At 61.4% G+C, this 12617-nt stretch carries 10 protein-coding genes; 7 read left to right on the top strand and 3 right to left on the bottom strand.

What is annotated here, in order from left to right:
- Window positions 1–49: 49 nt before the first annotated feature.
- Genes IEX27_RS03555 through IEX27_RS03540 form a run of 4 tightly spaced genes read left to right on the top strand, consistent with a single transcriptional unit; the run spans window position 50 to window position 3548 of the window.
- Entirely contained in the window at window positions 50–361 is a 312-nt protein-coding gene (locus IEX27_RS03555; protein ID WP_188719531.1) for an XdhC family protein, read from the top strand.
- Between the two features lie 6 nt (window positions 362–367).
- Entirely contained in the window at window positions 368–1075 is a 708-nt protein-coding gene (locus IEX27_RS03550) for an XdhC family protein (protein WP_188719530.1), read from the top strand.
- Window positions 1072–2682, top strand: a complete 1611-nt coding sequence (locus IEX27_RS03545) for an NTP transferase domain-containing protein (protein ID WP_188719529.1) — start codon at window positions 1072–1074, stop codon at window positions 2680–2682. The genes IEX27_RS03550 and IEX27_RS03545 overlap by 4 nt, the downstream gene beginning before the upstream one ends.
- Complete coding sequence (locus IEX27_RS03540; RefSeq protein ID WP_188719528.1) at window positions 2679–3548, top strand: dienelactone hydrolase family protein; 870 nt, start codon at window positions 2679–2681, stop codon at window positions 3546–3548. Before IEX27_RS03545 ends, IEX27_RS03540 begins: the two co-directional genes overlap by 4 nt.
- Here IEX27_RS03540 and IEX27_RS03535 read toward each other — a convergent pair whose 3' ends face one another.
- The 3 genes from IEX27_RS03535 to erpA form a co-directional block, all read right to left on the bottom strand.
- The gene (locus IEX27_RS03535) at window positions 3549–4595 is read right to left on the bottom strand and encodes a DUF1176 domain-containing protein (RefSeq protein WP_188719527.1); all 1047 of its coding nucleotides are present in this window, start codon (window positions 4593–4595) and stop codon (window positions 3549–3551) included.
- A gap of 82 nt (window positions 4596–4677) precedes the next feature.
- Window positions 4678–6078 carry an MATE family efflux transporter gene (locus IEX27_RS03530; RefSeq protein WP_188719526.1) on the bottom strand — a complete coding sequence of 467 codons (1401 nt, stop codon included), beginning with the start codon at window positions 6076–6078 and terminating at the stop codon, window positions 4678–4680.
- Window positions 6079–6204: 126 nt separating this feature from the next.
- A complete protein-coding gene (gene erpA / locus IEX27_RS03525; protein WP_188719591.1) occupies window positions 6205–6555 on the bottom strand; it encodes an iron-sulfur cluster insertion protein ErpA in 351 nt (116 codons plus the stop codon).
- A 70-nt stretch (window positions 6556–6625) separates the two neighbouring features.
- Here erpA and IEX27_RS03520 point away from each other — a divergent pair, with 70 nt between their 5' ends.
- From IEX27_RS03520 to IEX27_RS03510, 3 genes are all read left to right on the top strand, one after another.
- Window positions 6626–7846 (top strand): deoxyguanosinetriphosphate triphosphohydrolase, encoded by a 1221-nt coding sequence (locus tag IEX27_RS03520; RefSeq protein ID WP_373869853.1) that lies wholly within the window; start codon window positions 6626–6628, stop codon window positions 7844–7846.
- A 54-nt stretch (window positions 7847–7900) separates the two neighbouring features.
- Window positions 7901–9658 carry an arginine--tRNA ligase gene (gene argS / locus IEX27_RS03515; protein ID WP_188719525.1) on the top strand — a complete coding sequence of 586 codons (1758 nt, stop codon included), beginning with the start codon at window positions 7901–7903 and terminating at the stop codon, window positions 9656–9658.
- Between the two features lie 94 nt (window positions 9659–9752).
- Window positions 9753–12575 (top strand): SPOR domain-containing protein, encoded by a 2823-nt coding sequence (locus IEX27_RS03510; RefSeq protein WP_188719524.1) that lies wholly within the window; start codon window positions 9753–9755, stop codon window positions 12573–12575.
- The last annotated feature ends 42 nt before the right edge of the window (window positions 12576–12617 follow it).

Here is a 12617-nt window from a genome sequence, read left to right as displayed (position 1 = left end):
TAGGTCATCAGCCTGAGCTGTTGACTCCATCCCACAAGGGAGCACGCACATGAATGATCCACTGACGATTGCAGAGGAATGGATGAAGGAGGGCCGCGACGTGGCCATCGCCACGGTCGTGGAGACGTGGGGTTCTGCGCCGCGTCCGGTCGGTAGTCACCTTGTCATCGATTCGGACGGCAATTTCGAAGGCTCAGTCTCCGGCGGGTGTGTCGAGGGCGCCGTGGTCGCGGAAGCCTCGGAAGTGATCGCGGAAGGCAAGCCGCGCATGATCGAGTTTGGCGTTGCCGATGAGACCGCCTGGCAGGTGGGCCTCTCCTGCGGCGGGCGCATCAGGGTTTATGTGGAACGGTTGGGCTGAGCCGGAATGGATCCGTATTCTCTCAAGAAACTGAATGAGTATCGCCGCACAAGGCGTGCTGCCACCCTGCTCACCGATCTGGAAGATGGGCGCGACCGCGTGGTGGCTGAAGGCGATCAGGTGGCTGGCGAACTGGGCGAGCATATTGCCAAGGCCTTCCGCTCCGGCAAGTCGGGCAGTGTGGAAGCGGATGGACACAGCTACTTTCTCAATGTGCATCTGCCGCCGCCGCGCCTCGTCATCATCGGGGCGGTCCATATCAGTCAGGCGCTGGCGCCGATGGCGAAGATCGCCGGATTCGACGTCCATATCATTGATCCGCGCACGGCCTTCGCTTCCGATGATCGATTCCCGGACGTGCGGCTCGATGCCGAATGGCCGGAAGTGGTGCTGAAGGACAATCCGCTTGATCCTTACTCAGCGGTGGCTGCCGTCACGCATGATCCGAAGATCGATGATTTTCCGCTAAAGGCAGCCCTTGAGTCGGGTTGCTTCTACGTGGGTGCGCTCGGCAGCCGGAAGACCCATGCCAAGCGCGTCGAGCGGCTGACCGAGGCCGGACTGACGCCTGAGGTAATCTCCCGCATCAACGCGCCGATCGGTCTCGATATTGGTGCGGCTAGCCCGCAGGAGATTGCAGTTGCGGTGCTGGCACAGGTGATCCAGGCGCTGCGCACGCGCGGGCTGGAATCCAAGAGGGGAGAAGTGGCTTGAAATTCGGACTCTTCAGAACAGAGGAGGCTGAAGGCGCTCTTCTCGCGCATGCGGTCAATACCGGGGAACGGCGCCTCTCCAAGGCCCATCGACTGACGGCTGAGGACATTGTCTACCTGCGTTCGGCGGGTATCGAGGAAGTCTCGGCCGCGCTGCTCGATGCAGATGATCTCGATGAAGACTCAGCCGCAGCGCGTATTGCATCGGCGCTGCTGTTTGAGAACGTGGAGAAACGTCCACCGGCGACTGGTCGCGTGAACCTGCATGCGACGGAGGCCGGGATTTTTACCGTCGACCGCCATCTCATCAATGCCATCAATGGCGTTGATCCGGCCATCACCATCGCCACGCTTGAGGCGAACGCGCAGGTGGATGCGGGCCGTATGGTTGCGACCGTCAAGATCATTCCCTTTGCCGTGCCCGAACATCTGGTGGCACAGGTCGAGACAATCTGCCGTGGCCGCGAGGCCTTTTCCGTAAAACCGTTCCGACCGCGCAAGGTAGGTCTCGTGCAGACGAAGCTGCCGACGCTCAAGCCCAGCGTGCTCGACAAGACCGCCCATGTGACGGAAGGGCGGCTCGCGCGCTCCAACAGCGTAATCGTTGGCGAGCTGCGAACCGCGCACGAGGCAAGCGCCGTCGCTGAAGCGATCCGCGAGCAGGCGAAGACCTCTGACATGGTGCTCGTCTTCGGCGCTTCGGCTGTCTGTGATGACGAGGATGTCATCCCGGCTGCAATCCGTCTTGCTGGAGGGCAGGTCTCGCGCGTTGGCATGCCGGTGGATCCGGGCAACCTGCTGGTGGTGGGCAACCTTGATGGCAAGCCGGTGCTCGGCGCTCCCGGTTGCGCCAGAAGCCCCAAGCTCAACGGTTTCGATTGGGTGCTCGACCGGATCATCGCGGATATTGACGTCACGCCCGATACAATCGCGGGCATGGGCGTGGGAGGACTTCTCATGGAAATTCCGACGCGTCCGCAGTTGCGCGAGGCGAGCCCAAAAAAGCACCCCGTTCAGGTTTGGGCGATGCTGCTCGCCGCTGGTCGGTCGCGCCGGATGGGCATCGGCAACAAGCTTCTCTCCGAGTTTGACGGCGAGCGTCTGGTGCGCCGCTCCGCAGCCCGCCTGATGGAGAGCAAGGCGGCAGGATCAGTCGCTGTCCTCGGTCACCAGGCGGATGAAATTTCACCATTGCTGGACGGATTGAACATCAAGCAGGTGCGCAATCCGGATTACGTGGAGGGGCTTTCGACCTCGCTCAAGGCTGGCATCCACGTGCTGCCGCCGTCTGCCTCGGGTGCGCTCATCATGCTGGCGGACATGCCGGGTGTGACAACCGAGGATCTCGACCGGATGATCGAGGCCTTCGTGAAGTCTGGTGGCACCGCGATCGTCCGCGCGACCCATTCGGGCAAGCGCGGCAATCCCGTCATCCTTCCGCGCTCGCTCTTCTCCGAAATCGATCTTCTGGAAGGCGATACGGGCGCACGGCAGATTGTTGAAACCGCACCGCTTGAAGTGATTGACGTGGAGCTTGGACCTGCCGCCAGCATCGATGTCGACACGCCGGAAGCGCTGGCGGCGGCCGGCGGAGTGCTGCGGCCTTGAGGGCGGTAGCGCTCGCGGTTATCGCTTCTGTTTTGATCGCCGCTCCTGCGGCAGCCCTTGAGCTGGCACCCTTCAAGGACAAGCTCTTTGCCTATCCAGGCATCCTCGCCGTGGCGGACAATGGCGCTCATGTCACTGTCGATTATCGCGAACTGCGCGACATCAACGAGCGCGATGAGGTGCCGGAGCGGCGCGTGCAGCGGAGCTATGTCGATCTTGCGCCGCGCCGTGTTCAGCGCGAAGCGGCGATCGAGACGCCCTTGGGCAAGCTGAACTACGTTGCTGTGGGCAGGGAGAAGGGCGCCCGGGTCATCACCATCTACCTGCACGGGAAGGGCGGCAACCGGCAACAGGGCGTCAACGACTATACGTTCGGCGGCAACTTCAACCGCATCAAGAACCTGATGGTCCGCAATGACGGGCTTTATCTATCGCCCGATGTCGTGGACTTCGAAGCGCGGGGGCGCGCGCAGATCTCCGCGCTGATCTCACACTACCGTTCGGCTTCACCCGGTGCTGCGGTCATCCTCGCCTGCGGTTCCATGGGTGGGGCGCTCTGCTGGCAGCTGGCAGGCCAGCCTGATGTGACGGCGGGACTTGCCGGTATGCTGTTCCTGGGATCGATGTGGAACAACGACTTCCGCAAGGTGGAGGCGATCAGGCGGCGCGTGCCGATCGTGCTGGCGCATGGCAGCCGCGACAAGGTATTTCCAGTCGAGGCGCAGGAGGATTTCTATCGCAAGGTGCGCAAGGCGATGCCGGGTTACCCGCTCCGCTTCGTGCGCTTCGAGACGGGCAGCCACGGTACGCCCATCCGGATGATCGACTGGCGCGACAGCATCAACTGGCTTCTGTCTTCACGCTAGTCAGGGTGCCTGCTCATAGTCGAGCACCGTGACCGGTTCGATCTCACCGTCATAGGACGGATCAACCTCATACTTCACCAGCGAGAATTGCCCCTGACGGAAGAGCCATGTGCCGATGGAGGATGCGTCGCCGAGCCCGCGCCACTTGGAATGTGAGATGATGCTCATCGTCTGCGGATCATAATCCGAGTTCACCAGCATGTTTTCAGTCTGATAGCCGACGATGCGGATGTCCGTTGCCGCCTTTTCGCTGTCATCATCTTCGTACTGGATGTCGAGCTCGGGCGAGGCGAATGTGAGGGGGCGGATGGTGCCAGTCGCTTCGTTCGTCATCAGGTAGACGTGGATCTCGTTGTAAGCGCCGCGATAGCAGAAGAAGCGGAAGAGATGGGCAACTTCATCCGGGCTGTCTTCGGAAGCGTAGGAAGGCCGCCAGGTGAGCTGATGATGCACCGGTGCTTCCTGTTCAGCTTCCGTTACCTCGCATTCCTTGCCGTAGATCGCGACAAAGGCTTCGCGCGCTTCCTGCATCAGAAGGGCGTCGGCCTCGCGTTCCGGCTCATCGTTGTTACAGCGGGTGGGCAGCACATCTTCGAGTTCGCCTTCTGCCGGGCGGAGTTCTCCTTCCTCGACGGTGAGCGGTGTGTAGGGCGTGGTCTGCGCCGTCGGGCTTGAGAGCTTCAGCGTGTAGCAGCCTGCAAACACCCTGGACTCGCCGCTCGTACTGGTGGAGCGGATCGCCACCGGAAGCGTGTAGTGGACTGTACCGGCTCCGGCATCTTCCGCAGGCAGGCCGGTCACCAGCTCTACGCTCTCCGTGTCGGCAAAGCCTTTTTCATAATCTTCGAAAGAGGGTGACGGGGGATTGCTGAAGTAGCTGAACGCGCGGCCATATTCGTGCCGGTTGATGGCGTTGTAGAGCGAACGGATCAGCTGCCGGGGATTGGAGCGGTCGTCGAGATAGGGGGGCGCTTCCTGAGCCAGTGCGGGCGCAAGCTGCATGGGAGCAAGCATGGCCGCGGCCGCGAGCAGGTAGATGGGCTTCATGGTGCCTCCTCGATCATCCGACTACTGACAGCGTGAGGATAGCACGGGATCGGAGAAAGAGAAGGCAACCGAAGCGCGGGGTTTATGCCCGCGTGGACTTGAGATGCCGGAGCCGATTGACCCAGCGGAAGTGCAGAAGTACGGCCACGACCAGAAGACCGACGCAGAGGCCTGTCCAGATGCCGGCGCCGCCGAGATCGAAATAGAAGCCGAGAACGAGGCTCAGCGTCAGCCCGATCACCCAGTAACCGAGGCCAGCGTAGATCATGGGCAGCGTCGTGTCGTGCAGACCGCGCAGCATGCCGGCAGTCACCGCCTGCGCGCCATCGGCGATCTGGAAGATTGCCGCGAACACCAGGAAGAGCGTTGCTGTAGTCACCACGGCCTGGTTCTCCGGCGCGTTGACGTTAAGGAAGAGGCCGATCAGCGTATGCGGCACGACCAGCATCAGCGTCGCCATGAAGGCCATGAAAAGGATGCTGAGGACCAGCGTGGCCCAGCCAGCCCGCTCCACGCCAACAATGTCGCCGCGTCCTATCGCGCGTCCGACGCGAACGGTCACCGCCTGTCCGAGCCCCATGGGGAACATGAAGCTGATGGAGGCAATGGAGATCGCGATGCTGTGGGCTGCCACGGTCGCTGTGTCGAAGCGGCCCATCAGCATGCCCGCGATGTTGAAGATCGAGACCTCGAACGCCATGATCGCCGAGATCGGCAGTCCCAGCCGCAGCATGGTCTTGAAGCGCGGCCAGTCTGGCCGCCAGAAGTTGCCGAACAGCTGGAAGCGGCGGAATTGACGGTCAAGGGTGACGACCAGAACGAGCCCAACGAACAGGAGCAGGCTCGACATGCTGGTGGCGAGGCCCGCGCCGTAAAGCCCAAGCTGCGGAAAACCGAACTTGCCGAAGATCAGTGTCCATGCAGCAAGCGCGTTGAAGGCAACCGCCGTCAGCGCAATGACCAGCGCCCAGCGTGGACGCTCGAGTGCGGCGATGAATGAGCGCAGGACGATGTAGCAGAAGAACGGCAGCATCGCCCATTGCAGCGTGCGCATATATTCGCTGGCTGCCTTGCTCAGCGGCGGATTGTTGGTGACCAGGAGCAGGATGTCCTCGGTCCACCAGAGAATTGTCCACATGATCATGCAGATGGCGACAGCCAGCCACAGCGCCTGACGCACGGTGCGGCGCACGTCGCGCACCATGCGATACTTGCCGCCAATCGCACGCGCCATCATCGGCGAGGACGCGAGCACAAGGCCCATCCCGCAGATGGTGAACATGAAATAGAGGTTGTGGCCGAGGGTACCGGCAGCGAGCGCTTCCGGCGAAAGGCGGCCAAGCAGCATGACGTCGGTCGCCGTCATCGCCGTTTGGGCAAGGTTGGTCAGCACCATGGGCCAGGCCAAAGCCAAGGTGGCCTTGATTTCCGCAAACCAAGGATTCTGACGCTGCAGCCGCGTTTCCGCTTCCAGCACACTCATCGCATTGTCTCAAAAAAATGAGCGGCTGCTCCCAGCCGCTTCATAAAACTCTATCGTTGGAGACACTCTTAGGAAATTATTGCCGCAAAGGCCATCCCCTGGTGTCAGTAGCCGGTCATGGCCGGCTCAAATGGAAAAACTCGTTCCGCAGCCGCAAGAGGCAACCGCGTTGGGGTTCTCGATGTGGAAGGACTGGCCAATCAGGTCATCGACAAAATCGACGACCGAACCGCCCATATAGATGAGGGAGATCTCGTCGATAAAGAGCTGGGCGCCGTCGCGCTCGAAGACGATATCATCGGCGTTTTTCGCGTCGGTAAGCTCTATGCGATAGGAAAAACCCGAGCAGCCACCGCCATCCACGGCAACGCGCAGCGCGATCTTGTCCGGTTCTTCCGCAATGATCTGTTTGATGCGCGCGGCGGCAGACTCCGTCAACGTCACACTCTTCATGTCGGACTTCGCATCAATGCCCATGGAGATCACCTTGCATTCGCCTATCTGCCATAGGTATGAACGCGAGGGCATCAAGTCAACAAGCGGCACAATGACCATTTCTTCTTCCCTCGACAGCATCGGCTTCGGATACCGTCCCCGTGCTGCCTACGCCTGCGATCCCGCGAAGACGCGGGGACGCCTGCATCCTGAACCGGCGAGCCCGACGAGAACGCCCTATCAGCGCGACCGGGACCGGATCATCCATTCCACTGCCTTCCGGCGCTTGAAGCACAAGACGCAGGTGTTCATCGCCCATGAAGGCGATCATTTCCGCGAGCGCCTCACCCATACGATCGAGGTGGCGCAGATCGCCCGTGCGCTGGCGCGCGCGCTCTGCTGCGACGAGGACCTGGCGGAGGCCATCGCCCTTGTGCACGATTTCGGCCACACGCCATTCGGCCATACGGGTGAAGACGCGCTCAACGCCAAGATGGCGGCCTGGGGCGGGTTCGACCACAACGCGCAGTCGCTGCGGATCGTGACGAAGCTGGAACAGCGCTACGCGGAGTTCGACGGGCTCAACCTGTCGTGGGAGACGCTGGAAGGTCTGGTCAAGCACAACGGGCCGCTGACGGATGCTTTCGGCAATGGCCTGAAGGGGCCGGTTCCGGGATCGATCCTCTCCTACAACGCCTTGAACGACCTGCAGCTTGCGAGCCACGCCAGCCTTGAGGCGCAATGTGCCGCGATCGCCGACGACATCGCCTATAATGCGCATGATATTGATGATGGGCTCAGGGCAGGGTTGCTGACGCTGCCGATGCTCGAAGGGGTGTCCTTGCCGGGACGAATCCTAGCCGCGGTTCGCAACCGTTACCCGGGCCTTGATGACTCGCGCACGACCCACGAGCTCGTACGCCGGCAAATCACCATGATGGTGGAGGACGTGATCGTCACGGCCAAGGCCAAGCTGGAGCGCATTGCGCCGCAGTCGGCGGATGCCGTGCGTCAGGCTGGGGAGACGATCGTTGCCTTTTCGGACGGGATGGCGGAAGAGGAGAGGGAACTGAAGAAGTTCCTCTACAAGAATCTCTACCGGCATCCGTCCGTGGTTATAGTGCGTGCCAAGGCGGACCAGGTGGTGCGCGACCTTTTCGACGCCTTTTTCCAGGACACGAGCCTTATGCCGGAGGATTGGTGCGCGGGGCTCGACGAGGCGGAAGAAGCGGAGAAGGCAATGGCTATCGCCGATTTTCTGGCGGGGATGACCGATACCTACGCGCTGAAGGAACATCAGCGTTTGTTTGACCATACACCAGAATTGCGATAGGGCGCTGCCTGCTACCGCGTGTCTTGCGCATTCCAAGGAACTGGACCAGTACCTATGAACATCTTCGCTGACTTCTCCGCTCGGGTAAAGAAGGCCATTGAAACACTTGGCTTGCAGCCGAAGGACGGCGGTATTCTTGACGTTACCCGCGTGACCGTGGAGCCTCCGCGCGATGCGAGCCATGGCGACCTTGCCACCAACGCAGCGATGGTTCTGGCGAAGGCCGTGGGTGAGAATCCGCGCGCGCTGGCAGAGAAGCTGGCAGCTGAACTCGCCAAGGATGCAGACGTTGCCGAGACCAGCGTTGCCGGTCCCGGATTCGTCAACCTGAGGCTCGCCCAGTCCTTCTGGCATGCCCGCCTCGGCGAGATTCTCGACAGCGGTACTGAATACGGCCGCTCGACGCTCGGCGGCGGCAAGAAGATCAACGTGGAATATGTGTCGGCGAATCCGACCGGTCCGATGCACGTCGGCCATTGCCGCGGCGCGGTCGTCGGCGATGCGCTGGCCAATCTGATGGCCTTTGCCGGATACGACGTCACACGCGAATATTACATCAATGACGCAGGTGCGCAGATCGACGTTCTGGGCCGCTCCGTGTTGCTGCGCTACCGCGAGGCGCTGGGCGAGAAGATCGACGAGATCCCGGCCGGTCTCTATCCGGGCGACTATCTGGTGCCGGTGGGGCAGGCGCTTGCCAAGGAATTCGGCACGAAGCTCCTCGAAATGCCGGAGCAGGAAGCGCTTTCCATCGTCAAGGATCGAGCAATCGATGCAATGATGGCTATGATCCGCGACGATCTTGCCGCGCTCAATGTGCATCATGACGTGTTCTTCTCCGAGCGCTCGCTGCATGCAGCAAACGGCGGCGCGATCCGTTCGGCGATCAACGACCTGACGCTGAAGGGCCATGTCTACAAGGGTACGCTGCCGCCTCCGAAGGGCCAGTTGCCCGAGGACTGGGAAGATCGTGAGCAGACGCTGTTCCGCTCGACTGACGTCGGTGACGACATCGACCGTCCGTTGATCAAGTCTGACGGCAGCTTCACCTATTTCGCCGCCGACGTGGCCTACATGAAGGACAAGTACGAGCGCGGCTTCGAGCACCTCATCTACATTCTTGGCGCTGACCACGGTGGCTATGTGAAGCGTCTCGAAGCGCTCGCCCGTGCGCTGTCCGGTGGTAAGCTCGAATTAACCGTATTGCTCTGCCAGCTGGTCAAGCTGTTCCGCGCCGGCGAGCCCGTACGCATGTCGAAGCGCTCCGGCGAGTTCGTCACGCTGCGCGACGTGATCGATGAAGTCGGTCGTGATCCGGTCCGTTTCATGATGCTTTACCGTAAGAGCGACGCGCCGCTGGACTTCGATTTCCAGAAGGTCACCGAGCAGTCGAAAGATAATCCGGTATTTTATGTCCAGTATGCGTCGGCCCGCTGCCACTCGGTCTTCCGGCAGGCTAAAGAGCAGTTTGGTGATCTCGACGTTGCCCGTGACGGCCTCAAGAAAAACGCGCATCTCCTTGTAGATGAAGGAGAATTGGCGTTGATCCGGAAGCTGGTCGAGTACCCGAGAATGGTCGAGGGTGCTGCCCAGGCGATGGAGCCACACCGCGTTGCATTCTACCTTTACGACCTTGCCAGCATGCTCCATGGTCAATGGAATAGAGGCACGGATACGGAAAGCTTACGTTTTCTTAAGGTTAACGACCGAGAGTTGACGACCGCCAGGCTGGGATTGGTGCAGGCCGTGTTGGATGTATTGTCATCCGGTCTTGCATTGATTGGGGCAGAAGCACCGGCAGAAATGCGCTAATGACTGTAGCATTTACTGTCACCTTTTGCCCACATTGCATTGCTAGTGGCGATAACAATTCTAACGAGCCGGTGACCGGTCGAGGGTGATATCCATGGCTGACAGCAATCATCTGAGCGCCAGGACGGAAGATCTTGTAGATGACGATCCGTTTGCGGAACTCACGCGTATCATGGGGCAGGGTTCGGTCGTCCGTCCTCGTTCGGAAGATGATAGCGCGCAATCATTCAGCCTGGATCTCGACCTGGAGAAGGAACTTCTGGGCGATCTCGGCAGTGAAGAGGAAACAACTCCCGGCTTCTCCGAGAAGGGCGGGTCGCAGTTCAATGTCGCCGAGGCTTTCGGCGAGAAGTCTGGTGACGACCTGTTCCAGGGTACGGGGCTTGAGGATTTCGAGAGCGATCTTGAGTCCGATCCCATCTTTGCACGGGAAGAAGAAGCCGCCTTCGATCTGGGTCCAAGTTCTGAAGATCTGGCGGGATCGATTGATTCCGCGCTTTCCGATGCAGACTGGAGCCTTTCCTCCAGCAGGCCAGAACCCTTGTTCGGCAGCAGCTTCGGTTCTGCAAAGACTGACGACGAGCCGTTCTCATTCGAGCCTGAGGCGCAGCCCGCTGCCGAGACAGACGCAGATGCGCTTGATCTTTCGGATTCGATGTTCGCGCCGCGTCAGGACGCCAATGTGCTTTCGCCGCGGGTAGACGATTTCCTGGGCGGCCACTTCAACGATGAATCAGCACCGTCTCACGAGCCTGAGCCGTCATTCGATGATCTCATGGATGACGTCGAGCTCGAGGCCGATCATGCTGAACCGGCGGTCCAGTCCGACCCCTTCGATGTGGCTCTCTCGTCCGAACTGTTTGCCAAGGCATTCCAGGATCATGCTCCGGCGAGCCAGCCTGCGGATGCCGGGCGGAGCATTGAGGATGAGCTCGCAAGCGCGCTCAACTTCGACTGGGGCAGCGAGCCGACAGCCCAGACTCCTGACAACCAACCGGCCTGGGCGGAAGCAGACTTCGTGCAGCCTCAGGAGCCGGTAGAACCCGAGTGGGAGTCGACGCCCGCTGCGGAGGAGCAGGACTGGACGGCGGAACTCTCCGACGATTTTGCGGCCGAACAGTCTGGTCAGGTCGATACGTCCTGGATGGACAGCCAGGAGAACTGGAACGAGCCTGCACCGTCGCATGACTGGACGATCGATCCGGCGAGCCTGCGCAACACGGAGCAAGCTGCGGCGGCTCCGGTACACAGCTATGCAGACTACGAACAGTCGCTGCCTCAGGGCAGTGTTCAGGACGAACAGTCCTGGTCGCAGCAGGACGAATCCTATCAGTGGGAAAGCAATGCCGCTGAAGGTGACAGCTTTGACGGCGCTCCGGACATCGAGACCATCGAGATCCCCGAGAAGGCTGTCGCCGTCACCGAGGACCTCGACCTTCCGCACGTCCCCTACCATGAGGACGTGAAGCCTGCGGCACAGCTCGACGACATCGAGGAGCTGCTGTCAGGTGCTTTCGGCAGCCTCGATCAGCCCTCTCAGGAAGAGGAGGAGTGGAGCAAGCCGGATAGCGCTCAGCCCGCGCAGGCTGATGAGGCGGACAATTCCGAGTTCGACGAGTTCTTTAGTGCCGACCTGGCTGCTGCCAGTGCGGCTGCACTTGCCCGCAATGGCTATGGCCAGACTCCCCAGCTCTCCAACGAGTGGGACAGCCCGCTCGGCTATGAGCAGGCAGCGCGTCCGATGCCAGGGACTCCGCCTCCGGCTCCGTCGCGCGAGGGGCTGTTCTCGCGCCGTGGTATCCGGATTGCAGCATTGCTGGCCGGTGTTGCGGTCATTGGCGTCGGCGGCGTGCTTGCCTATAACTTCATGGGCGACGGCAGCAGCGAAACCGTGCTGATCAAGGCCGATAACTCACCGTTGAAGGAGAAGCCGGAAAATCCAGGCGGGCCTACGATCCCGAACCAGGAAAGCCAGGTCTACCGTCAGGTGGCCGGCGAGACTTCCGGCACTCCCGCAGGCGAATCCCAGCTGATCTCGGGTGCCGAAGAGCCGGTTGAGCTGCCGAGCCCGAACGACGATGCCGGAGACGACATCGGCGAGATGCTGGCAGGCGAAGAGGGCGAGGAATTCTCGCAGGAACTCGCCGCTGGCGAGCAAGCCTCCGAGGCCGGTGAGACGGAAGCTGCGACCAAGAGCGAGGAACGTCTCGTCAGCAACGACCAGCAGGAGCAGATTGCATCGCCTGGTTTCGCAACGCTGACGCCGCGCAAGGTCCGCTCCTACATCGTCCGTCCTGACGGAACGATGGTTCCGCGTGAGGTTGAAGCGCCTGCAGCGAACAGTGCCGAACCGCTTCCGGGCGTCCCCAACGACCGGATTGAAGTGGCTGCGCGCACGCCTGCCCAGCAGGAAGAAGGCCTGGTTCCGGGGCAGGAGGTTCCGCCGCTCAATGCTGGGGCGGCCCCTGCCAATGCCCCGACGAACACGGACGCTGCTGCTGGCGCCCCGGCGACGACCATGCCTGCGTCCGCACCCATTCCGGCGGCGCGCCCTGCAAGTGCTCCACGCACCGCAGCCGCTCCGGCAGCTCAGCCAGCTGAAGCTCCTGCACCTGCTGCACCAACACAGGTCGCAGCGGCACAGCCGACGGCTCCGCAGCAGACGGCAGCCGCTTCAGGCTGGTCGGTGCAGATTGCATCGCAGCCCTCGCTTGAGGCTGCCCAGCAGTCCTACCAGAGCATGGCGCAGCGCTATGGCACCATGCTGCAGGGCAAGGGCGTGAATATCGTGAAAGCCGAGGTTCCGGGGAAGGGTACCTACTACCGTGTACGCATCCCGGCCGCTTCGAAGAACGATGCAGTCGCACTCTGCGAACGCCTGAAGTCTCAGGGCGGAACCTGCTTCGTTTCGCAGTAAGGGCTGACAATTCGAGATAAGGGGCCGGCGCTTCAGGGCGCC

This window comes from Nitratireductor aestuarii (assembly GCF_014641695.1).
Lineage (GTDB): Bacteria > Pseudomonadota > Alphaproteobacteria > Rhizobiales > Rhizobiaceae > Chelativorans > Chelativorans aestuarii.
The sequence above is the reverse complement of the archived record's forward strand: the minus strand, read 5'-3'. Positions and strand labels throughout refer to the sequence as shown.

Coding starts and splice junctions, on each gene's coding strand:
- IEX27_RS03555 (WP_188719531.1), top strand. CDS start 50: ATGAATGATCCACTGACGATTGCAGAGGAATGGATGAAGGAGGGCCGC.
- IEX27_RS03550 (WP_188719530.1), top strand. CDS start 368: ATGGATCCGTATTCTCTCAAGAAACTGAATGAGTATCGCCGCACAAGG.
- IEX27_RS03535 (WP_188719527.1), bottom strand. CDS start 4,595: ATGAAGCCCATCTACCTGCTCGCGGCCGCGGCCATGCTTGCTCCCATG.
- IEX27_RS03530 (WP_188719526.1), bottom strand. CDS start 6,078: ATGAGTGTGCTGGAAGCGGAAACGCGGCTGCAGCGTCAGAATCCTTGG.
- erpA (WP_188719591.1), bottom strand. CDS start 6,555: ATGGGCATTGATGCGAAGTCCGACATGAAGAGTGTGACGTTGACGGAG.
- IEX27_RS03520 (WP_373869853.1), top strand. CDS start 6,626: ATGACCATTTCTTCTTCCCTCGACAGCATCGGCTTCGGATACCGTCCC.
- argS (WP_188719525.1), top strand. CDS start 7,901: ATGAACATCTTCGCTGACTTCTCCGCTCGGGTAAAGAAGGCCATTGAA.
- IEX27_RS03510 (WP_188719524.1), top strand. CDS start 9,753: ATGGCTGACAGCAATCATCTGAGCGCCAGGACGGAAGATCTTGTAGAT.